The sequence below is a fragment of the Umezawaea sp. NPDC059074 genome (genome assembly GCF_042738955.1).
Lineage (GTDB): Bacteria > Actinomycetota > Actinomycetes > Mycobacteriales > Pseudonocardiaceae > Umezawaea.
On the sequence record NZ_JBHYHC010000103.1, the window covers coordinates 12,310 to 32,909 of the forward strand.

Sequence of the window (20,600 nt, forward strand, 5' to 3'; positions counted from 1 at the left end):
CCCGCGGTCGTCGAGACGAGCAGTGCGCACCAGAAATCGGCCTACCGACCACCGCTCAAACCTGTTGTGGCCACTTTGTTCTCTCACTCCTCCGCGAGGGCCGTCACGCAGGCGTCGAGGTCGTGGAGCAGGCGGTCGCGGTGGGCCGGGGAGAACGGGGTGAGCATGCGTTCCTGGACGGTGTGGACGGCCTTGCTGGCGGCGTGCAGCAGGGTGCGGCCCTCGTCGGTGAGGGTGGTGGGCAGGGCTCGGCCGTGGGGCGCGGTGGCGGGGCGGGTGAGCAGGCCGCGGTCCTGGAGGCCGCGCAGCACCAGGTTCATCGACTGGCGGGTGACGAAGACGGAGCGGGCCAGTTCGGCGTTGGACAGGCCTGGCCGTTGAGACAGGACTTCCAGGCACGAGTACTGGGGCACGGTCAGGTCCAGTGGTCGCAGGGCGGTGTCCATCGAGGTGCGCAGCGCGGTCGCGGCCCTCTTCAGCGCGTATCCCACGGCCTGGTCCAGCGGGCCGACGGTCTCGGCTTGACTCATGTCAGCATCATGACATACCTTCGTTCATGTCAACACACTGACATAGGAGACGACATGACCGTGACCGGACCCGACTTCCTCGCCCTCCAGGTGCGCGACCTCGACCGCGCCGCCGAGTTCTACGAGACCCGCCTCGGGCTGCGCCGCCTGCCCGTGAGCCCGCCCGGCGCGGTCGTGTTCGACACCGCGCCGATCTCGTTCGCGGTGCGGACGCCGCTGCCGGGCGTCGACCTGGACGCCGCGTCGCCTCGACCGGGCTTCGGGGTCGCGCTGTGGCTGCACGCCGACGACGCGCAGCTCCTGCACGACGACCTCGCGGCCGCGGGCGTGCCGATCGTGGCCGCCCCGGCGGACGGGCCGTTCGGCCGGATGTTCACCTTCGTCGACCCGGACGGCTACGCGATCACCATCCACGACAAGGCGTGACCGTGGCGCGCCTGGAAACGGTGGCCGAGGTCCTCGGACCCTGGTCGCCGGCCACGAGCAAGCGGTTCTGGGAGGGGTTCGCGCCCGCCGCGCTGCCCGCCCGCGACACCGACGAGCTGCGGACGGTGTTCCGCGTCGAAGGCGACTGGAGTCGCGCCGAAGCCCGTGTCACGCGGGACGGCGGCGGGGCGCGGGTCGTCGTGTCCGGCGACGGCGACCTCGACGCGGCCACCGCGCAGACCCTCCGGTTCCTGTCGCTGGACGTCGACGCCCGCGGCTGGCCCGAGGTCGGCGAGCGCGACCCAGTCGTCGCCGACGCGCAGGAACGCCTGCCGGGCTTGCGGCCGTGCGGGTTCCACTCGCCGTACGAGGCGGCGGCGTGGGCCGTGCTGTCCCAGCGGCTCCGCATCCCACTGGCCGCGAAGCTGCGCGTCGACCTCATGGAGGACGGCGTGTTCCCCGCCCCGGAAGCGTTGCGCGCCTTGGACCCGGACCTGCCCGGTCGCAAGGCGGAGTACCTGCGGGCGGTGGCCGACGCGGCGTTGGACGGGCTCCTCGACGGCGCGGCGCTCCGGGCGATGGACCCCGACGACGCCCTGGAAGCCGTGCGGGAGGTGAAGGGCCTCGGGCCGTTCGCCGCCGAACTGGTCGTGCTGCGCGGGGCCAACGCGCCGGACGCGGTGCCGCGGCACGAGCGCAAGCTGGCCGACGAGGTGCACCGGCTCTACGGCCGCGACCTCGTGGAGGTGTCCGAAGGGTGGCGGCCGTTCCGCACGTGGGTCGCCGTCCACCTGCGGGCGCTGCGCGAGTTCGGCCCGAAGGCTCGTTCTTGACACGGTGACGCCGCTCACTACTCTTCTTCTGGGAGCGCTCCCAGAAACCCTGCCGGGTCCTTTGGAGGAGAGCGGATGAAACAGCCCAGAAGGATCCTCGGCGCCCTGCTGGCGGCCGCGGTGGTCGTGAGCGGGGCGGTGGCCGTCGGCGCGGCGAGCCAAGTACCGGCGGCCGCGGCGGGCGGCACCGGGACCGGGTACCTGCACACCAGCGGCAACAAGATCGTCGACAGCGGCGGCACCACCGTGCGGCTGACCGGGATCAACTGGTTCGGCATGGAGACCGACAACAAGACGTTCCACGGGCTGTGGTCCAGCAGGACGTGGCGGCAGCAGCTCGACCAGATGGCCCAGCTCGGCTACAACACCCTGCGCGTCCCGTTCTCCAACGACGCGCTGAAGTCCGACGCCAAGGCCACGGGCATCAACGACTTCACCAACCCCGACCTCGTCGGGCTGTCGCCGTTGCAGATCCTGGACAAGGTGATCGGCTACGCGGGGGAGAAGGGGATGCGCGTCATCCTCGACCGCCACCGGCCGACCAGCGCCGGCCAGACGGCACTCTGGTACACGGCGGGCGTCCCCGAGACGACCTGGATCAACGACTGGAAGACCCTCGCCGCGCGGTACGCGGGCAACACCACGGTCATCGGCGCGGACCTGCACAACGAGCCGCACGCCGAGGGCACCAACCCGGCCGCGACCGGCTCGTGCTGGGGCTGCGGCGACACCGCGCGGGACTGGCGGCTGGCCGCGGAGCGCGCGGGCAACGCGATCCTGGGCGTCCAGCCGAACTGGCTGATCTTCGTCGAGGGCGTGAGCTGCCCGAGCGGCGGCCTGTCGAACGTGTGGGACAACGACCCGACCAACGACGAGGACTGCGGCTGGTGGGGCGGCAACCTGTCCAAGGCGGGCCAGTTCCCGGTGCGGCTGTCGGTCGCCAACCGGCTGGTCTACTCCCCGCACGAGTACGCCACCTCGGTGTACAACCAGCCGTGGTTCAGCGCGCCGAACTACCCGGCGAACATGCCCGCGATCTGGGACAACTACTGGGGCTACCTGTACAAGCAGAACACCGCGCCGATCATGATGGGCGAGTTCGGCACCACGCTGGCCAACCCGGTCGACAAGGTGTGGCTGGAGAACCTGATGGCCTACACCGGGACCGGCGTGAACGGGATGTCGTTCACCTACTGGTCGTGGAACCCGAACTCCGGTGACACCGGCGGCATCGTCGGCGACGACTGGACCACGGTCAACCAGGCCAAGCAGTCGATCCTCCAGCCGTACCTCATCCCGCCCTCCGGCGGCGGGTCCACCACCACGACCACCACGACGACGACCACCACACCCGGTGGCGGCACGGGCGCGTGCCGGTCGGCGTGGAAGCTCGACAACTCGTGGCAGGGCGGCTTCCAGGGTTCCCTGACGGTCACCAACACCGCGACGAGCGCGGCGAACCCGTGGAAGGTCGTGTTCACCCTCCCCGCCGGGGCGACCGTCGCCAGCGGCTGGAACGGCACGTTCACCCAGAGCGAGACCACGGTCACCGTGACCGCGCCGACCTACAGCCCGTCGCTGGCCGCCGGGGCGTCGGTGGCGCTCGGCTTCACCGCCAACGGCACCTCGGGCTCGCCGTCGGCCGTCACGCTCAACGCGGCGGCCTGCACGACGTGACCCCGGCCCCGGTACGCGGCCGGGGCATCCCACGAGCGTCCCAGCGCGGTCCCGTCCCGGCAGGTCAGCCGGGGCGGGACCGTCCCGTCGTCCCGTTCCCGTGCCGATCGGTTCTCCCGCCGCCCCGCGCTCGCCAGCCTGGTGGCGGCCGTTGCACCCTTCCGAAAGGCACACGAATGACCACCTCGATCGGTCGCCGCGCGTTCCTGCGCGGCGCAGTCGTCCTCGGCGCGGGCGCGGTCGCCGGACCGCTGCTGTGGACCGGGATCGCGCAGGCGTACCCGTGGTCGCGCACCCTGTCGGAAGGCGCGACAGGCGCGGACGTCACCGAGTTGCAGATCCGCGTCGCGGGCTGGGCGGCCGACAGCGCCAGCCACAGCCGGGTGAGCGTCGACGGCGAGTTCGGGCCGGGCACCAAGGCCGCCGTCCGCCGGTTCCAGGCCGCCTACGGGTTGAGCGTCGACGGCAACGTCGGGGCGAACACGCAGAGCGCGCTCAACGCGCTGGAGCAGTCCGACGGGTCCACGGCGCACTTCAACTTCAGCGAGTTCACCGACCGGGTGAGCGGGACCTTCAACGGCGGCAAGGTCGGCTCGGCGACGGTCCGCGAGAACGCCCGCCGCGCGATGTACAAGCTGGAGGCCCTGCGCAAGAAGCTGGGCAACAAGGCGATCACCGTGACGTCCGGGTTCCGCAGCATCCAGCACAACGCGGACATCGGCGGCGCGAGCGACAGCATGCACCTCTACGGCACCGCGGCCGACCTCGTCGTGCCCGGCGTCGCGAACCGGACCGTCTACCAGAAGGCGGAGACCTGCGGGTTCTCCGGCCTGGAGCGGTACACCGTCGACCACCAGCACGTGGACAGCCGGGCGGACCTCGGCCGCGCCTGGTGGTGGGAGAGCGGCACGATCTGACCGGCGGGCCCTCGTGGGCGGTCAGGAGGGGGCCGACAGGGCCGCCGCGCACGAGGGCCAGTCGTGGAAGTCGTGGCGCGCGCTCCACAACCGGTGCGCCGCCTCGATGTTCCACGCCGGGTCGAACGCCCGCAGCGGCGTGCCGCCGAGGTCGCGCAGGCGGGCGTCGGAGAGCTGGAAGACACCCCAGTTCCGGCTGCCGTCGGTGTTGGGCAGCACCCACAGCGGGTCGAGGAACGAGGCGCAGCGGGCGATGGCGACGGCGGTCGCGGGATCCTCGGTGAACACCTCGCGAACCCTGCGCTCCACGTCCGCGGGCGACCAGGTCGCCATGCTGACCTTCTGGTCGTACAGCGCGCCTTTCGTGTCGGCGTCCACGACGCCGCGCGGCGGCACCCCGGCCAACACCTGGAAGGCGGTGACGCGCCGCAGCGTCTCCGGCCCGAAGTCGCCGTCCACCGCCACCGCGCTGTGCGCGCGGGAGATCAGGCTCTGCACCTCGGCCACGCACTCGTCGTGCTGACCCAGGCTCACCGGCTCCCGGCACGTGGCGGAGAACAGCAGCCGGTCGTCGTGCGGACCGGGGTCGGCCGACGGCGCGCTCGCGAACCACACCAGCCCGCCGGTGATCAGCAGCGCCGCGGCCACGACCGCGTACCAGCGCCTACCGCCCTGCTCGACGGGCGGCGCGGGCTCCTCCTCCACCGGGGCGTCGCGGACCGCGTCCGCCAACGCCCACAACCGGTGCAGCTCCCGCAACTCCTCGGCGCTGGCCCCGCACACCTTCGCGAACGCGTGCACCACCCGGTAGTCCGACGGCACGCTGAGCCCCGTGCAATACCGGTGCAACGACGACCCGCTGACCCCCGACTGCTTGCCGAGCCGCTCGAACCCGCGCCCGCTCCGCTCCTTCAACATGCGGAGGTGGGCGGCGAACCTGTCGCTCTGCGCAGACGTGATCACGGACGCACCTCGCTAGGGCCGCTGCTGGACGGGAGCGAAGCTAGCACCGAGCAAGCGACCCGTCCCCGTCCTTTCCGCAGACGTTGAACACCTTGCGCCGCAGGGATTTCCGCGCGTCCTCGGACAGCTGATCATTCGTCCTTCCTGCGCTCCGCTCGTGACAACACCCGCAGTTGCAGCATCGCGGCGAAGCGGGCTTCCGGGTCGGTGAGGTCGAGGTCGCCGACTGCCGCGAGGCGGCGCAGGCGGTAGCGGAAGGTGTTGGGGTGGACGTGGACCGCTGCCGAGGCGGCGATGACGTCGCCGAAGGCGTCCAGCCACGCGCTCAGGGTTTCGACGAGGGTGGCCGCGTGCTGGTTGTCGTAGGCCAGCAGTTTCGCGATGGGGCCGGTGGGGCGGTCGCCTTGGGCGGCTGCCAGGTCGCGTAGTTCCAGGAGCAGCGCTTCCACGTGGACGTCGGCGAGGCGGGCGGTGCGGCGGGTGCCGCCGCCGCGCAGGACGCGCAGGGCGCGGTCCGCCGTGGCGCGGGCTAGGGAGAGGTCGGTGGTGTCGGCGGCAACGGGGCTGACGGCGATGACGGCGTGGGTGCGGGTGCCGACGCGGTCGAGGAAGTCGGTTGCGACGGTGAGGGCGCGGTGGTCGTCCGGCACCGGGAACAGGGCGTAGGTGACGTCGCCGAGCGACGCCGTGGCGCTGCGGGGGTGCAGGGCGCTCAGGTGCATCGCGAGGGCGTCGCCGAGGCGTTGGCGCTCGGTGGTGAGGGCGGGCGTGGGGGTGTCGGGGTCGGTGGTCGACAGGGCCAGGACGACGACGGGGCGGCCGGTCAGGCCCAGGCGGTCCAGGGCGTCACGGGCTCCGGGGCCGCCCTCCAGCGCCGTGCCGACCAGGTCGGTGCGCAGCCTGCGTTCCACGTCCGCGCCCGCGCGCAGGCGCAGCAGGTGCAGCGCCACCAGCCTGGACGCGTCGATCAGAGCGGTGGTGCGGTCGGCGCTGAGCGGGCCCTTCACCGCGGCCCAGATCGAGCCCAGGACCTCGTCACCCGCGCGCACGGCGATCGCCACGCGGGGGAGCGAGGTGGCGGTCACGGGCTCGATGTACACCGGCTGATCCGTGCGGTACAGGTCGCGGAACACGCCCCGCTCGGCCAGCACGCGCGAGTACTTCTCCGGCACCTGCCTGCCCAGGATCGTCTCCACCCGCGACTCGTCGGCCTCGTCCTGCCCGCCGGAGAACGCCAGCACGCGCCAGCCGTGGTCCTCGATCGTCACCGGGGCGTCCAGCAGCGCGGCCACCGCGTTGGCGGACGTGAAGAGGTCGCCGTCCACCACGCCGCCGAAGTCGCCCTCGGCGAGCATCGCCCGCAGGATCGCGGCGAGCTGCGCCCACGACGCCCCGCGCGTGAGGCCGAGCAGCGCCACGCCGGACTCCTCGACCGCCGCGACCACCTCGTCCGTCACCGGCACGGGCGCGCGCACCACGAGTCCCACGGCGGTGTGCCCGCCCAACGCCCGCAGCAGGTCCGCGATCTCCGCCGCCGTGCCCACGCCGACGCCCAGCACGAGCGCGTTCGGCGGGGGCACGCCGTCGTCCAGCGGGTCGTGGATGGCGACGCCCCCGAGTGCTCTCGTCCGGTCCGGCCGCCCGTGCACGAGGTCCAGCAACGTCGTGCCGAGGTCGTCGAGCACCCGGCCGAGGCCGGCGTGTGGTCGCTTGGTCACCCTCCGAAACTAGCGACATCCGGGACCGAGGAGTTCGTCCGCGCGGACGAAGACCGGGCGTTCACCTGTCCGGGCGGACGAGTCACAGCGGCAGCCACTCGGTGGACGTCGTCACCGCCTCCAGCTCGTCGGCCAGCGGCTCCACGCCGAGGCCCGGCCCGGTCGGCACCGCGAGGTGGCCGCCGTCCAGCACGAACGGCGTCGTGATGTCCCGCCGGTAGAACCGGTCCGACGCGGACGTGTCACCCGGCAGGGTGAAACCGGGCAGCGCGGCCAGCGCCACGTTCGCGGCCCGCCCCAGCCCCGTCTCCAGCATCCCGCCGCACCACACCGGCACGCCGTTGGCCACGCACACGTCGTGGATCCGCCGCGCCTCCAGGTACCCGCCGACCCGCCCCGGCTTGATGTTCACGATCTTGCACGCCCCCAGCGCGATGGCGGCGGCCGCCGACCGGGCCGACGTGATGGACTCGTCCAGGCAGACCGGCGTGCTGATCATCCGGGCCAGTTCCGCGTGCCCGAGCAGGTCCTCCTCGTCCAGCGGCTGCTCGATCAGCAGCAGGTCGAACGGGTCCAGCCGGGCCAGGTGCCGGGCGTCGCCGATCCGGTAGGCGGTGTTCGCGTCGACCTGGAGCAGCACGTCGTCGCCGAACCGCTCGCGCACCGCCCGCACCGGCTCGACGTCCCAGCCCGGCTCGATCTTCAGCTTGATCCGCACGTACCCCGCGTCGAGGTACCCGCCGACGGCGTCGAGGAGTTCGCCGATCGAGTCCATGATCCCGACCGACACCCCGCACGGCACCCGGTCGCGCGTCGCGCCCAGCTCCCGCGCCAACGGCCGTCCCTCGGCGCGCAGTTCGGCGTCGAGCACGGCCATCTCCAGCGCCGCCTTCGCCATCAGGTGGCCGCGGAACGGTTCCAGCGCGGGCGCGACGGCGTTCGCGTCCAGCCGTGGCCGCGCCGCGAGCGCCGGGACCAGGAACCGGGTCAGCACGTCGGCCGCCGCGTCCACGTACTCCGAGGAGTACAGCGGGTCGGACATCGCCACGCACTCGCCCCAGCCCTCGGCCTCGTCGGTGACCGCGCGCAGCAGCAGCACGTCCCGCGCGGTCTGCGTGCCGAACGACGTCCGGAACGGCGACACCAGCGGCATCCGGATCCGGCGCAGTTCCACTCCGGTCAGCTTCATCGACTGCCTTCCTCGTGCGTCAGGACGTACCAACCCGCCCGGTCGAACCCGGTGATCCGCCACCCGCCCGCCAGCGCGCCGCCCAAGGCGTCGCGCACCGCGGCCCGCCACTCCTTGGCCAGGCCGGGATCGGTCGAGCGCAGCGCCTCCACGTCGGACGGCACGGCCACCAGCAGCGTCCGGCCGTCCGCCGACCCCGCGACCGGCGTGCCGTGCGGGGACCGGTCCAGCGCCACCACCGCGCCGCGCGCCAGTTCCGCCCGCGCGTCGCCGGGCGTGCCCGCGGCTCCCGCCAGGTCCCAGGCCACGAGCAGCCGGTCGCTGTCGTCGTCGCCGTTGATGTCGTCGTCCATGCCGCCGTAGAAGTTCGCCAGGTACTCGACCGGCCGCGCGCCGAGCTTGGTGGTGTTGAAGTGCGCGTTGCGCGCGACCAGCGGGTCGAACGTCCACTCCACCGAGGTCACGCCCCGCTCCAACGCCCACGCGCGCTGGTGCAGCTTGAGCGCGTACCCCACGTGCCTGCCCGCCGCCTTCGGCGACACCCCGGCGACGTGGCTGTGCAGCAGCCGCGCCGCGGGCGCGCCGAAGAACCCGACGCACGCGCCGACGAGCACCGGGCCGTCGAACGCGCCCGACACGAGGTTGCCCACCTTCGACAGCGCGCGCAGCAGCTTCGCCGTCACCGGCGGGTTGGTCGGGTCGGGGCGCCAGATCCCGTCGAACAGCCGGTGCACCGCGTCCAGGCCGTCCAGGTCGGCCACCTCGCGGACCTCGACGCCGGAGGCGGCGGCCGCGGCGCGCGCGGCCAGGTGCGCCCGGTCCAGGTCGGTCACGAGGTCGGAGGTCGCGCCCATCAGTCGACCTTCGGGGTGGCGCGGACGCCGAAGTGCGCGTACCGCTCGCCGGTCGGCAGCGCGTAGAACCACACGGGCGTCCACGTCCGGGTCTCCGGGTGGCGCACGAGGAACAGGTCGTCCTCCAGCGCCACCATCGGGAACTCCCGCGTCACGTCGGGGACGAGGTCGGCCAGCGGCCCGGTGACGGTCGTGCGCAGCACCGGCCCCTCCAGCACCTCCATCCGCGCCCCGGCCCGCTCGTACACGCCCAGGTGCCGGGACACGTCCACGGTCACGGGCTCGGCGGGCGGTTCCGGCGGCGTCGGCGTGGCGAGCCCGGCCAGGTCGGCGAAGACCTCGCGGAAGAGGTCCTCGGTCAGGTCGCGGCCGTTGCCGCCGTTGGTGAGCAGGACGACCGCGAGGTTCTCGTCCGGCAGCACCCGGAGGAACGCGTTCTGCCCGATCGTCGAACCGTCGTGGCCGATCAGCCGCCGACCGTCCCAGTCGAACCGGATCCAGCCCAGCCCCCACGACTCGCCGAGGCCGTACTTGCCCGGAACGTCCGCCTGGTGCGCGGCCATCGCCGCCGCGCTCGCCTCGGACAGCACCCTGGTCCCGTCCGGCGCGAGACCGCCGGTCAGGTGCAGACGGGCGAACCCGAGGACGTCGGCGACCGTCGACGTGATCAGCCCGGCCGGGCCGAGCGACCGCGGCAGGCCCCACACCGGCGTCGGGGTCTGCGCGCCGGGGTCGCCGACGTGCCCGACCGCCGCGCGGTGCAGCACGGCCTCCTCGGGGAGCGTGACGGTGTGGTGCAGGCCGAGCGGGGTGAGGATCCGGTCCCGCAGGGCCTGGTCCCACGTGCCGCCGGTCAGCTTCTCGACCACGCGCCCGGCCAGCGTGAACCCGGAGTTGCAGTAGGACCAGGTCGCGCCGAGCGGGTGGTTCAGGGCCACGTCGCCGAGCAGGTCGACGTACCTCTCCAGGCAGTCGTCGCCGCGGCCGGTGTCGGTGAAGACGTCGCCGTCGATGCCGCTGGTGTGCGTGAGCAGGTGCCGAGCGGTCACGCCCGGTTCGGCGATCTTCAGCTCCGGCAGCACGTCGGAGATCGGCGCGTCCAGGTCCAGCAGGCCCTCGTCGACGAGCTGGAGCACGAGCGTCGCCGTCCACACCTTCGTGATGGACCCGATCTGGAACAGCGAGTCGGTGGTCGCCTCGACGCCGGTCCCGGTGTTCAGCACGCCGTGCGCGGCCTCGACCAGTTCGTCCTCACCGCCCAGCCGCAGGATGCCCAGCGTCGCTCCGGGGACGTGGTGGCGCTCGGCCAGCGCGGACAGCCTGCGCCGCCAGTGCGCGGTGTCGATCCGCGGCCTGCGCGGGCCGACGACGTCGCCCGCGTGGCGCTCGACCCAGTCCACGACCCGCCGGTTGAGGTCGATCCGGTGCGACGGCGGGCCGTCGAGGAGGAACAGGTGCGAGCCCTCGGGGTAGAGCACGAGCCCGGTCGGCACGCCCTGCTCGCGCAGCGCCGCGAACCACTGCTGGGCCTGGCCGACCGGGCAGCGCAGGTCCGCGCCGCCCTGCACGACCAGCGTGGGCGTGCGCACCCGGTCGACCAGCGTCAACGGCGACAGCTCCGCGTAGCGCTCGCGGTCGGACCACGGCAGGCCGCCCAGTTCCAGCGCGCCGAGGTAGTGCCCGGAGTCGGAGGTGCCCGCCATGCTGGTGAGGTCGGAGACCACCCCGCCCGCCACGGCGGCGGCGAACCGGTCGTCGCGGCTGGTGAGGTAGCAGGTCATGAACCCGCCGTAGCTGTACCCGGTCACGGCCAGCCTGCGCGGGTCCGCGACGCCCTCGGCGACCAGTTGGTCCAGCGGTTCGAGGAAGTCCTTCGCGTCGGCCTCGCCCCACGCGCCGCGAGCGGCCTCGTGGAAGCGCTCGCCGTAGCCGTCGCTGCCGCGCGGGTTGAGCAGCAGCACGGTCCAGCCCCGCGCGGCCAGTTCCTGGTGGTAGAGGTGGGCCTCGTCGGCCGCGCCGTTCCACGCGTTGTGCGGGCCGCCGTGGATGTCCAGCAACAGCGGCCCCGCGGTGGTCGTGTCGCCGATCAGCCAGCCGTGCACGGTGGTGCCGTCGGAGATGGCGAACTCGCGCTCGACGCGGGGGAACAGGTCCACTTCGGACAGAGCGCCGTGCTTGGTGCGCACGGTTTCCGCGTTCGTGGCCAGGTCGAGGGTGACGACCTCGCCGTAGGAGTCCGCGGTGGCGAGGGTGAGCGCGACCATGCCGTCCACAGTGGACATACCGGTCACCACGCGGCCCGCGCCGCCGAGCACCGGCGTGACGTCGCCGCCGTCGGCGGGGACGGAGAACAGGTGGGTGCAGCCGCGGTCGCGGGCGCAGAACAGCACGGACCGGCCGTCGTCGACGAGCCGCGGCAGGGCGCCGGGGTAGCCCGGACCGCCGGGCATGACGTTGCGGTCCAGGGAACCGGTCAGGTCGACCGGCGCGGACCCGTCGAGCGGAACGCGCAGCAGGCGACCGTGGCCGACCGGTTGGCCCGGCGTGCCGACGACGAGCAACGCCGTGCCGTCCGCCGTCCAGGTGACCGGGCCGCCGAAGCCGTCGCGCAGGCCGACCGTCGTGGACGAGCGGTCGGCGAGGTCGAGGACGTGCACGGGCGACCGGAGCACGAGGTCGCCCATGGGGTGCTTGCCCGCGGAGTAGGCCAGCCGGGTCGAGTCCGGCGACCACGCCGGGTCGCCCGCGTGCCAGTCGCCGTCGGTGACCTGCTCGGTGGTGCCTGCCGTCACGTCGAGGACGTGCAGGTGGTTGCGGAAGGTGCGCAGCAGGCCCGCGCCGTCGGCCTGGTAGTCCAGCCGGTCGACGACGATCGGAGCCTTCGCGCGGTCGCGGCGGGCCCGGTCGTCCTCATCGTGCTCGGCGTGCAGGTCCACGGGCGCGCCGAAGGCGATCCGCGTCCCGTCCGGGCTCCACACCGGCGTGCCCGCGCCGAGCGGCAACGTCGTGACCTGCTCGGCCTCGCCGCCGTCGGCGGGCAGCAGCCACACCTGCGCGGGACCGTCCTGCGCCCGGAGGAACGCGATCCGCGTGCCGTCCGGGGACCACGCGGGCGAGGAGTCCGACCGGCCGCGGGTGAGCCGCCGGGGTTCGCCGGAGCGGGAGCCGACCGTCCAGAGCGACCTGGCGTTCCGGTCCGCGTCGGTGTCGACGGTCCGGAGCACGTAGACGATCCGCTCGCCGTCCGGCGACAGCGCGGGCTGCTCCGGCACGGCGAACGAGGTCAGGTCGTCGATGCGCTGGCGTCGGGCCACCGGGCTCTCCTCGGGTCGCGGGACGAGAGCGGCCCACCGCGTTCCGGCGGCCTTCTTCGTCGTACCCCGATGCTGCCGGGACCGGACACCCCGATGTTCGTCCGGACGAACGAATCCGGCCGGGTGATCTTGTCGCCGACCACAGCCCGCTCCGACCTGGTGGGCGTCGGCCTGGCCGAACGCGGGTCGGGAGGCCGGACCGGCACGGGTGCTGTGGTTTCAACGACCCGCGCCGGCCCTGCCCGACCCGCTTCGGCGAGCCCGCCACGCGACCAACGTGCGTTTTCGCGCGGCAGGCGTGGTCTACCCGCTGGTGACGCCGCGTACACCGGTCATCGCCCGCGAGTTCGGACCGGCGTCAGAACGTCAGGCCGCCGGTCACCACACCGCTCACCTGGACGACGCTGCCCGTGACCGTGCCGGCGATCGAGTTCACCCCCGTCGCGGGCAGGGCCACCTCACCGAGGACCCCGCGCCCGACCACCTCCTTGCGGATGAACGCGAGGCACTCCTCCTCCGTCGCGAACCACAGGTCGAGCGAGAGGCGGACGTCGTCCAGCAGCAGGCACGGCTGCCAGGTGTGGTCGTCGGACACGTCAGGATCCACATCGGCGAACCAGCCCGTGGTGCTTTCCATCGTTGTGCGCCTTTCGCGAAGATCGTCCCGGCCACGCTAAGGCCGACGGGTCCGCGTTCGGCGCGCTTCGGACGGATCACCGGCGGCAAGACCGCGCTTTCGCGGACTCGGGGCCGGTCAGTCCCACCAGAAGGCCCACGAGTGGTCGCCCACCAGGCGTTCGGCGTAGGCGGACAGGGTCTGCGGGTCGACGCCCTGCCAGACGTTGTCGGGGCAGAACGCGAAGTGCTCGGCGGCCACGGCCAGCGCCTCGGCGTGCGTGGTGGGCGGACTGGCGACGCTGAGCAGCAACGTGGCGAACCCGACCCCGACGACCCGTGCGCCGAACCGGTCCTCCCAGTCGCGCAGCACGGCCGACACCTCGGCGGTGTCGTTCGTGTAGTTCATCGGCCCGGTCCAGCCCGCCACGGTCAACGCGTCGGCCCCGCGCTCAGCCGCGACCAGCCCCAACCGCATCGACCCGTGCCCCGCCAGCAGTTGCTCGGCCAACCCGTCGGCGACCCGGTCGGGATCGATGCCCTTGGACGGCGTCGGCGCCAACCCCGGCCACGTGCGCCCGTACGGCGCGGTCACGGCGACCCGCTCGGCGGGAGAGACGGTGTCGTCCTCGGACTCCCCGGTGTGCTCGGCCCACCAGCCGGTCAGCAGTTTCGCCGCGTCGTGATCACCGGGAAACGACATCTCACCCGGCAACACCTCCCCGTTGGCCCACGGCCGGTACTCGGGGTCCTCGTCGTCCAGCGCGTCGAGCAACAACGGCCACAACCCGGACTTGGCGTGCTCGGCCCGCAACGCCGCCCACAACCCGTCGGGGGCGGGCTGATCACTCAACCAGAACGCGGGCCGCCCACCGTCCTCCTCCTCGGGAAGCACGAGACGGCCAGGTGGCAACGGCACGGAGCGAGTCCGGCCAGCGGCCTTGTCGACGAACAGGTCCCGCAGGTCGGCGGGCAACGAGGGTTCGGAGGTCACGGGCGGATCGTAGGCGGTGGGGGTCGAGGTGGGAGTGGAACGGGTGGGCGGCGTGGCGGGCTGCGAGGGGGGCTGTGGGGGAGTGGCTGGTGAGTGAGGTGGTGGTGGGCGTGGCGGGGTCGCGGCGGGTGATCGGTGGGTGGATTAGTGGGTTGGAGGTGGCTGAAGCGTGGGTGGTGGGCATGGCAGGGCTGGAGCGGGTGATCGGCGACGGGGTGGTGGGTTGGGGCGGTGGTGGGTGGGGATTGGTAGAGGTGCGGGTGTGCGGGGGGCGGCGGAGGTGGTTGGGGGCGGGCAGCGGGGTCGCCCGCTGGTGTTGTCAGGTGGTGGTGATTGAGCGGAGTAGGAGGTCGGTCAGCTTGTCCAAGTAGTCGGGTTCCAGGGGGGAACTGCGGACGCTGAGGCGCCAGTAGAGGGGGGCGGCGATCAGGTCCAGGACCAGTTCCAGGTCTATGTCCTTGCGTAGTTCGCCGCGGGCGATGGCTCGGTGGAGCATTGCTTCCGAGCGTTCGCGCCTGGGGGTGCCGATCATGGTTCTGGTGAAGTCGCCCAGTTCCGCGTTGCGGGAGGTTTCGGCCACCAGGTCGGGGAGGATGCGGGAGAACCTGGGGTCGGTGATCCAGGCGACCAAGCCCTCCAGTGCGCCGCGGAGGTCGCTGCGGAGGGAACCGGTGTCCGGGACTACGGCGCGGTCGACGCTGAACCCGGCGATCACGGTCATCGCCATCTCCTGCTTGGACGGCCACCTCCGGTACAGCGCGCTCTTGCCCACGCCCGCCCGCTTGGCGACGGCCTCCATCGACAGCCGCGCGTAACCGTGCTGGGCCCACTCCTCCAGCACGGCTTCGGTGATGGCCTGGGTGATGCCCGGTTGCAGCACGGCCGCCCCGGTGGGTGCGCGACGAGTCATCGGCGGAGTGTAGCGACGAGACGGTCCCGTCCCGACGCGTGCTACGTTGGTCGGGACGGGACCGTCTCGTCCTATTGGGAGATGTTGATGACCACGGTCGACCTGGTGAACGAAGCGCTGGGGCTGTTGCTCCGCAACGACATGGCCGGTTTCGCCGGGCTGTGGGCGGAGGACGGTGTGCTGGAGTTCCCGTTCGCCGAAGAAGGCCTTCCACGGCGGGTGGAGGGGCGTGCGGCGGTCCAGGAGTACCTGCGCGACTACCCCGATCTGCTCACGATCAAGGGAATCCCCGAGCAGGTGGTCCACCAGACCACCGATCCCGAGGTAGCGGTCGTCGAGTTCACCGCAAGCGGCGTGGTCGTCGCGACGGGCGCGCCCTACGAGATGCGCTACATCGCGGTGATCACGGTGCGGGACGGCGAGATCCGGCACTACCGCGACTACTGGAGCCCGGCCGCCGCCGCGACCGTCATGGGCGGCACCCAAGCCCTGAACACCGCCTTCTCCGGAAACACCCATGCCTGACGGGCAGGGACGCGAGTCCGACGTGTTGGTGATCGGGGCGACCGGTACCACCGGCTCGCGAGTGGTGGACGTCCTGCGGAGCAAGGGCGTCCCGGTCCGCTCCGCCACGCGCCAACCGCGCACCACGGACCAGGTCAACTTCGACTGGGCCGACGGGCAAACCCACGCACCGGCGTTGCGGGACGTCTCGGCGGTGTACCTCGTCGCCCCTGTAGGCGAGATCGACCCCGTCCCCCTCGTCGAGCCGTTCCTCGCCGAAGCCCTCCGCCAAGGGGTGCGCAGGGTCGTGCTGCTCAGTTCCTCCGCGATGACCGAAGGCGTCCCACCGCTCGGCGCGCTCCACACCCTGGTCCGCCAGACCATGCCCGAGTGGGCGGTGCTGCGGCCGTCCTGGTTCATGCAGAACTTCACCGGCGCGCACGCGGTGGCGCGAGGTGTCCAAGAGGGCGAGATCGTCAGTGCCACCGGCCACGGCCGGATCGCGTTCGTCGACGCCGGTGACATCGCCGCCGTCGCCGCCCACGCGTTGACCGACGAGGTCTCCCACGACACCGACCACGTCCTCACCGGACCCGAGGCGATCAGCTACGCGGACGCCGCCGAGGTCATCGCGAAGTGGACCGGAACTCCTGTGCGCCACCGCTCCCTCAGTCCGGCGGACCTCGTCGCGCACCTCGAGAACACCGGCCTGCCCACCGAGTTCGCCGCCTTCCTCGCCGCACTGGACGAGGACATCCGCAGCGGCGCGGAGGACCGCGTCACCGACGTCGTCGAGCGGGTGACCGGTCGACCCGCCCGCGCGTTCCGGGAGTTCGTCGAAGCGGAGCTCTAGCCGAGCAGCCCGGCCAGGAGCCGGAGGCGCTCGTCGTCCGGGCCGCCTTCCCGCGCGGTGTAGACGATCAGCATCGGGCCGGGCGCTCCGGGCATCGGGTAGGCGTCCCAGTCGAGGTTCAGCTCACCGACCAACGGGTGGAAGACCCGCATCCGGCCGCGGGTCGTCTCCTCCACGTCGTGGCGCGCCCACAGGGTGGCGAACTCGTCGCTGCTCACCGCGAGTTCGCCCACCAGCTCGGCGGCACGCGGGTGGCCGGGTTCGGCGGCGACCTGGGCGCGCAGCATCGCGGTCAGCTCGGCGACCGTGGCCGCCCGGTCCGGGCACGTCCGGTCGGCTTCCGGGTGCAGCAGGCGTGCCAGGAGGTTGCGCTCGTCGTCGGGCAGCGTGGTGAACCCGTCGAGCAGCGCGCCCGCGAGGGGGTTCCAGGCCAGCACGTCCAGGAAGCGGCCCACGACCAGCGCGGGCGAGGTCGTGGTGCGCAGCAGCCGCAGCGTGGTGTCCGGCACCTCCTCCGGCGTGTGCCGCCGCGGCGGAGCGGGTGTGCGGGCGGCCGCCGCGAGGCTGTGCAGGTGCCGGGTCTCCTCGGCGGAGAACACCAGCGCGCGGGCCAGCGCGTCGAGGACCTGGTCGGACGGGCGGACGTCGCGGCCCTGCTCCATGCGCTGGTAGTAGTCCGTGCTCACCCCGGCCAGCAGCGCCAGTTCCTCGCGGCGCAAGCCCGCGACGCGGCGGCGCGGACCGGGTTCCAGGCCCACGTCCTCGGGTCGCAGCCGGGTGCGGCGGGTGCGCAGGAACTCGGCGAGCTCGCGCCGGGGATCGTCGGTCACCGTCCCAGTATGCGCGGGCGTGGGTAGGTCTCCCGGTCCCAGGAAAAGGCGAACGACCGAGGTGCCGCCGCCGAGTCCCAGGATCGGGGGCACAGCAGTCCACCACGGGAGGAACCACGTCATGAAGGCCGTTCAGATCACCGGTTTCGGCGCACCGGACGTCCTGCGCGTCACCGACGTCGACCGGCCCGCCCCCGGCGTGGGGGAGGTGCTCGTGGCGGTCGAGGCGACCAGCGTCAACGGCCACGACGCGCTCCTCCGCTCGGGCGCGATGAAGATCGTGTCCGGCAGCCGGTTCCCGATCGGCACCGGCCTGGACTTCGCGGGCGTCGTCACCGCGGTCGGCCCCGACGTCCGCACCCGCACGGTCGGCGAACGCGTCTGGGGCACCGTGCACCCCCGCGCGAAGCACGCCGTCGCGGGCGCGGCCGAGTTCGTGGTCGTGGCCGCCGACCGCGTCGGACCGATGCCGGAAGGCCTCACCTCGGTCGAGGCGGCTTCTCTCGTGGTCGCCGGGGCCACGGCGCTGATCGCGTTGCGCGACAGCGTCAAGCTGGCGCAGGGGGAACGGGTGTTGATCCGCGGCGCGGCGGGCGGCGTCGGCACGGCACTGGTGTCGTTGGCCCACGCGCTGGGCGGTCACGTCACCGCGCTGGCCCGGTCCCGGCACGCCGACGTCCTCGGCGGTTTGGGGGCCGAGGACGTCCTCGACTACGGCACCACCGCGCCGGACCGGATCGGGCCGTTCGACGTCGTCGTCGACACCGTCGGCACCGACCTGAACGCCTACCGGCGACGGCTGACCCGCGGCGGCCGGATGACCACCATCGGGTTGTCCGGCCCGGCCATCGCGGCGATCGCCGCGTCGACCGTCCACGGGTCCCGGCGGATCCGCGCGTTCAGCGCCAACCCCGACACTGTGCTGCTGAACGACGTGGCCGACCTCGTCGCCACCGGCGCGCTGCGCCCGGTCGTGAACGGCGTGTTCCCGTTGGCGGACATCGCTTCCGCGCACCGGGCGTTCGAGCGGGGCGGTGTGGTGGGCAAGCAGGTCGTCACCGTCTAGCCGAGCGAACCGGTGTCCACCCGCCACACCTCGGACCGCGTCAGGACGTGCAGAGCGCCGCCCGCCACGACCGCGTCGACCACCTGTCCCGAGGGTCCGCGCGCGTCGCGGCGGGTCCACCGGTCGCCGTCGCGGGTGAGCAGCACGACGCGGTCGCCGTCGGACGCGACCTGCACCAGGTGGCCGCCGATCTCGACGGGCGCGGGCAGCGGGGCGTCGTCGGCCACCGGCACGGACGGCACGCCGGGGAGCCTGCTCCACGTGCCGCCGTCCAGTCGCCACAACGCCAACGCGCCGTCGACCCAGCCGGAGACCAGGCACGTCTCGCCCGCGCACCGCGCGGCCACCGCCCCGCCGGACTTCCCGGCGTCGGGCAGGGCGGTGGCGGTCCAGTCCCGCGCACCAGACTTCGACGTCCACACGACCGGCCGCTGCCCGCCGTCCAGTCGCCACCCGGCCACGAGCGCGCCCTTCCCGAACGCGGTGGCGGAGGTGGCGAACCCCGGTGACACGGCCGTGCTCGCCAACGCGGTCCCCGTCGAGCTCTGCCGCGTCCACGTGGTGCCGTCGGTGGTCCAGGTCGCGATGTCCAGCCCGGCCGCGTCGCTCTGCCACGACCCGACCAGCACCGGCCCGTCCGCGGTGAACACGGCGTCCACCAGTTCACCCGCGCCCCACCCGCCGAACACGCTGAACCCCTGGGGCTGTTCGGTCAGCTCGTCGCCAGCCCCGGTCCACACGGACCACCGCACGTTCCCGTGCGCCCCACCGCGTTCCCCGCCGACCGCCAGCAGTCGATCCCCGTCCACGGTGACGGCGTACCAGTTCGCGGCCAGCGCGTACGGCGTCGTGCCGTGCAGCGCGACCTCGCCGCCGCCCTCCTTCACCAGACCGGGGCTCTCGCCGCGCCGCACCCCGACCAGCACGCCGTCCCCGGCGGCGGTCACCGTCTGCGGCACCGCCCCGGCGGGCAGGTCCACGCGGGTGAACGCCACGCCCTCCGGTGGCGTCGGGGCGCACGCGCCCAGCGCCACGACCAGCACCGCCGCCACCCGCGCCCCTCGTGTCCACATGGGCTGGAGTATCCGCCCCCGGCACCCGGCCGTGAACTAGGCTGAGGGCATGGCGGAAGGGCTGATGAGCGACGAGGAGTTGATCGTCGAGTTCGCCCTGACCCGGTTGGACAACCCCGGTCTCGACCTGGAGGAGATCGCGGCGCTCGTCGTGCGCCGGGTGGGGGAGGACCGGATGCTGGAGTTCGCCTCGCTGAACCTGGCCACGCGCGGCGAGTTGCGCGGCGCGCTGTTCCCCTCCGCCGTCGAACACGTGCTGCGCGTCGTGCTCACGCTGCGCGGACCCGCCGACTAGTCCCGAAGCGAAAGCGGCGATGATCAGCGGGCGTTCACGTCCCGATAGCGGTCAACGTTTTGTTTGGCAATGGTGAGATCGCCAAACAAGACGCGTACGGGAGATATTGCGGCATTCCGTAGTAATTCCGATTATGGGCCGGCGGAGGAGCGCGGAATGCGGTAGCAAGTGGTGGGTCGGTGACTGTAGTACTGTGCGGCCGTAGCCCGCCCGACGGGCGGGATAACCAGCCTTGGGGGCTTGAATTGAAGTACCGCGCTATCGGCCAGGACCCGGCGACCCGTCGGGAGGTCAGCGTCATCGCACTCGGGGCGATGCACTTCGGCACCGCAACCGAGGAAGAGCAGGCGTTTCGCATTCTCGACCGGTTCGTCGAGGCGGGCGGCACGTTCATCGACACCTCCAACAACTACTCGTTCTGGGTCGGGGCCACGCAGGGCGGTGAGAGCGAGGCGGTGCTCGGCCGCTGGCGCAAGAGCCGTGGCGTCGGCAGCGAGGTCGTCATCGCCACGAAGCTCGGCGGTCGGCCCAACCGGCCCGGCATGGCGTTCGCCGACACGGCCAAGCCGGAGAACATCGAGGGCCTGTCGCCCAAGGTGATCCGGGAGTCGGCCGAGCGCAGCCGCGACCTGCTCGGCGTCGAGAAGATCGACCTGCTCTACGCGCACGTCGAGGACGTCCTCGTGCCCATCGAGGAGACCGTCGAGGGCTTCGCGGACGTCGTCAAGGACGGCACCGTCGGCCTGCTCGGCGTCAGCAACCACTGGTCGTGGAAGCTCGAACGCGCGCGGTCCATCGCCGCCGCCAAGGGCCTGCCCGGCTTCGAGGTCGCGCAGTACCACTACAGCTACCTGCGCGCCCGCACGGACATGCCCGGCCGCCGCTCCAAGGACGGCAACCAGGGCGTCGTCGCGGGCGACATCCTGAGCTACCTGCGCGAAACGCCCGAGGTGGCGCTGGTCGCGTACTCGCCGCTGCTCGCGGGCGGCTACACCCGCGAGGACAAGCCGCAGGGCGCCGACTTCGAGCACGCGGGCAC

20 protein-coding genes are annotated in these 20,600 nt (G+C 72.8%); 9 read left to right on the plus strand and 11 right to left on the minus strand.

Translation table 11 applies throughout. The features are described 5' to 3' along the window. Positions 1-83 precede the first annotated feature (83 nt). Positions 84-530: a MarR family winged helix-turn-helix transcriptional regulator gene (locus ACFWW9_RS33620; protein ID WP_390386171.1), complete on the minus strand. Its 447-nt coding sequence runs from the start codon at positions 528-530 to the stop codon at positions 84-86. A gap of 54 nt (positions 531-584) precedes the next feature. Between ACFWW9_RS33620 and ACFWW9_RS33625 the strand changes: the two genes are divergently transcribed. From ACFWW9_RS33625 to ACFWW9_RS33640, 4 genes are all read left to right on the plus strand, one after another. Further along, the gene (locus ACFWW9_RS33625; RefSeq protein WP_390386172.1) at positions 585-956 is read left to right on the plus strand and encodes a VOC family protein; all 372 of its coding nucleotides are present in this window, start codon (positions 585-587) and stop codon (positions 954-956) included. Between the two features lie 2 nt (positions 957-958). Beyond that, positions 959-1,789: a DNA-3-methyladenine glycosylase family protein gene (locus ACFWW9_RS33630; RefSeq protein ID WP_390386173.1), complete on the plus strand. Its 831-nt coding sequence runs from the start codon at positions 959-961 to the stop codon at positions 1,787-1,789. A gap of 75 nt (positions 1,790-1,864) precedes the next feature. Then, positions 1,865-3,466 carry a cellulase family glycosylhydrolase gene (locus ACFWW9_RS33635; RefSeq protein WP_390386174.1) on the plus strand — a complete coding sequence of 534 codons (1,602 nt, stop codon included), beginning with the start codon at positions 1,865-1,867 and terminating at the stop codon, positions 3,464-3,466. A gap of 176 nt (positions 3,467-3,642) precedes the next feature. Beyond that, complete coding sequence (locus tag ACFWW9_RS33640) at positions 3,643-4,383, plus strand: D-Ala-D-Ala carboxypeptidase family metallohydrolase (RefSeq protein WP_390386175.1); 741 nt, start codon at positions 3,643-3,645, stop codon at positions 4,381-4,383. Positions 4,384-4,404: 21 nt separating this feature from the next. On the opposite strand, the gene ACFWW9_RS33645 is transcribed toward ACFWW9_RS33640, so the two are convergent. The 8 genes from ACFWW9_RS33645 to ACFWW9_RS33680 form a co-directional block, all read right to left on the minus strand. After that, positions 4,405-5,346: a helix-turn-helix domain-containing protein gene (locus ACFWW9_RS33645; RefSeq protein ID WP_390386176.1), complete on the minus strand. Its 942-nt coding sequence runs from the start codon at positions 5,344-5,346 to the stop codon at positions 4,405-4,407. A gap of 131 nt (positions 5,347-5,477) precedes the next feature. Continuing rightward, positions 5,478-7,064, minus strand: a complete 1,587-nt coding sequence (locus ACFWW9_RS33650; protein ID WP_390386177.1) for a PucR family transcriptional regulator — start codon at positions 7,062-7,064, stop codon at positions 5,478-5,480. An 82-nt stretch (positions 7,065-7,146) separates the two neighbouring features. Next, positions 7,147-8,253, minus strand: coding sequence for an o-succinylbenzoate synthase (gene menC, locus ACFWW9_RS33655; protein WP_390386178.1), 1,107 nt, complete (start codon positions 8,251-8,253; stop codon positions 7,147-7,149). After that, positions 8,250-9,107, minus strand: coding sequence for a GNAT family N-acetyltransferase (locus tag ACFWW9_RS33660; RefSeq protein ID WP_390386179.1), 858 nt, complete (start codon positions 9,105-9,107; stop codon positions 8,250-8,252). Before ACFWW9_RS33660 ends, menC begins: the two co-directional genes overlap by 4 nt. Continuing rightward, positions 9,107-12,421 carry an LpqB family beta-propeller domain-containing protein gene (locus ACFWW9_RS33665; RefSeq protein WP_390386180.1) on the minus strand — a complete coding sequence of 1,105 codons (3,315 nt, stop codon included), beginning with the start codon at positions 12,419-12,421 and terminating at the stop codon, positions 9,107-9,109. The genes ACFWW9_RS33660 and ACFWW9_RS33665 overlap by 1 nt, the downstream gene beginning before the upstream one ends. A gap of 358 nt (positions 12,422-12,779) precedes the next feature. Continuing rightward, complete coding sequence (locus ACFWW9_RS33670; protein WP_390386181.1) at positions 12,780-13,058, minus strand: hypothetical protein; 279 nt, start codon at positions 13,056-13,058, stop codon at positions 12,780-12,782. Positions 13,059-13,175: 117 nt separating this feature from the next. Further along, positions 13,176-14,030, minus strand: coding sequence for a DUF4253 domain-containing protein (locus tag ACFWW9_RS33675; protein ID WP_390386182.1), 855 nt, complete (start codon positions 14,028-14,030; stop codon positions 13,176-13,178). Positions 14,031-14,349: 319 nt separating this feature from the next. Further along, on the minus strand, positions 14,350-14,940 hold the full coding sequence (locus ACFWW9_RS33680) for a TetR/AcrR family transcriptional regulator (protein WP_390386183.1): 591 nt from the start codon (positions 14,938-14,940) through the stop codon (positions 14,350-14,352). An 87-nt stretch (positions 14,941-15,027) separates the two neighbouring features. Here ACFWW9_RS33680 and ACFWW9_RS33685 point away from each other — a divergent pair, with 87 nt between their 5' ends. Next, on the plus strand, positions 15,028-15,465 hold the full coding sequence (locus ACFWW9_RS33685) for a nuclear transport factor 2 family protein (protein ID WP_390386184.1): 438 nt from the start codon (positions 15,028-15,030) through the stop codon (positions 15,463-15,465). Then, the gene (locus ACFWW9_RS33690; protein WP_390386185.1) at positions 15,458-16,297 is read left to right on the plus strand and encodes an NAD(P)H-binding protein; all 840 of its coding nucleotides are present in this window, start codon (positions 15,458-15,460) and stop codon (positions 16,295-16,297) included. The genes ACFWW9_RS33685 and ACFWW9_RS33690 overlap by 8 nt, the downstream gene beginning before the upstream one ends. Here the strand turns inward: ACFWW9_RS33690 and ACFWW9_RS33695 are convergent. Continuing rightward, a complete protein-coding gene (locus ACFWW9_RS33695; protein ID WP_390386186.1) occupies positions 16,294-17,127 on the minus strand; it encodes a helix-turn-helix transcriptional regulator in 834 nt (277 codons plus the stop codon). The two genes, ACFWW9_RS33690 and ACFWW9_RS33695, sit on opposite strands and share 4 nt — an antisense overlap. A 121-nt stretch (positions 17,128-17,248) precedes the next feature. Here ACFWW9_RS33695 and ACFWW9_RS33700 point away from each other — a divergent pair, with 121 nt between their 5' ends. After that, entirely contained in the window at positions 17,249-18,193 is a 945-nt protein-coding gene (locus ACFWW9_RS33700; RefSeq protein ID WP_390386187.1) for a zinc-binding alcohol dehydrogenase family protein, read from the plus strand. On the opposite strand, the gene ACFWW9_RS33705 is transcribed toward ACFWW9_RS33700, so the two are convergent. Then, positions 18,190-19,266, minus strand: a complete 1,077-nt coding sequence (locus ACFWW9_RS33705) for a hypothetical protein (protein WP_390386188.1) — start codon at positions 19,264-19,266, stop codon at positions 18,190-18,192. The genes ACFWW9_RS33700 and ACFWW9_RS33705 overlap by 4 nt on opposite strands. A 64-nt stretch (positions 19,267-19,330) precedes the next feature. Here ACFWW9_RS33705 and ACFWW9_RS33710 point away from each other — a divergent pair, with 64 nt between their 5' ends. After that, the gene (locus ACFWW9_RS33710; protein WP_390386191.1) at positions 19,331-19,561 is read left to right on the plus strand and encodes a hypothetical protein; all 231 of its coding nucleotides are present in this window, start codon (positions 19,331-19,333) and stop codon (positions 19,559-19,561) included. 245 nt (positions 19,562-19,806) lie between these two features. Further along, on the plus strand, positions 19,807-20,600 hold a 794-nt coding region (locus ACFWW9_RS33715), incomplete at its 3' end, for an aldo/keto reductase (protein ID WP_390386189.1).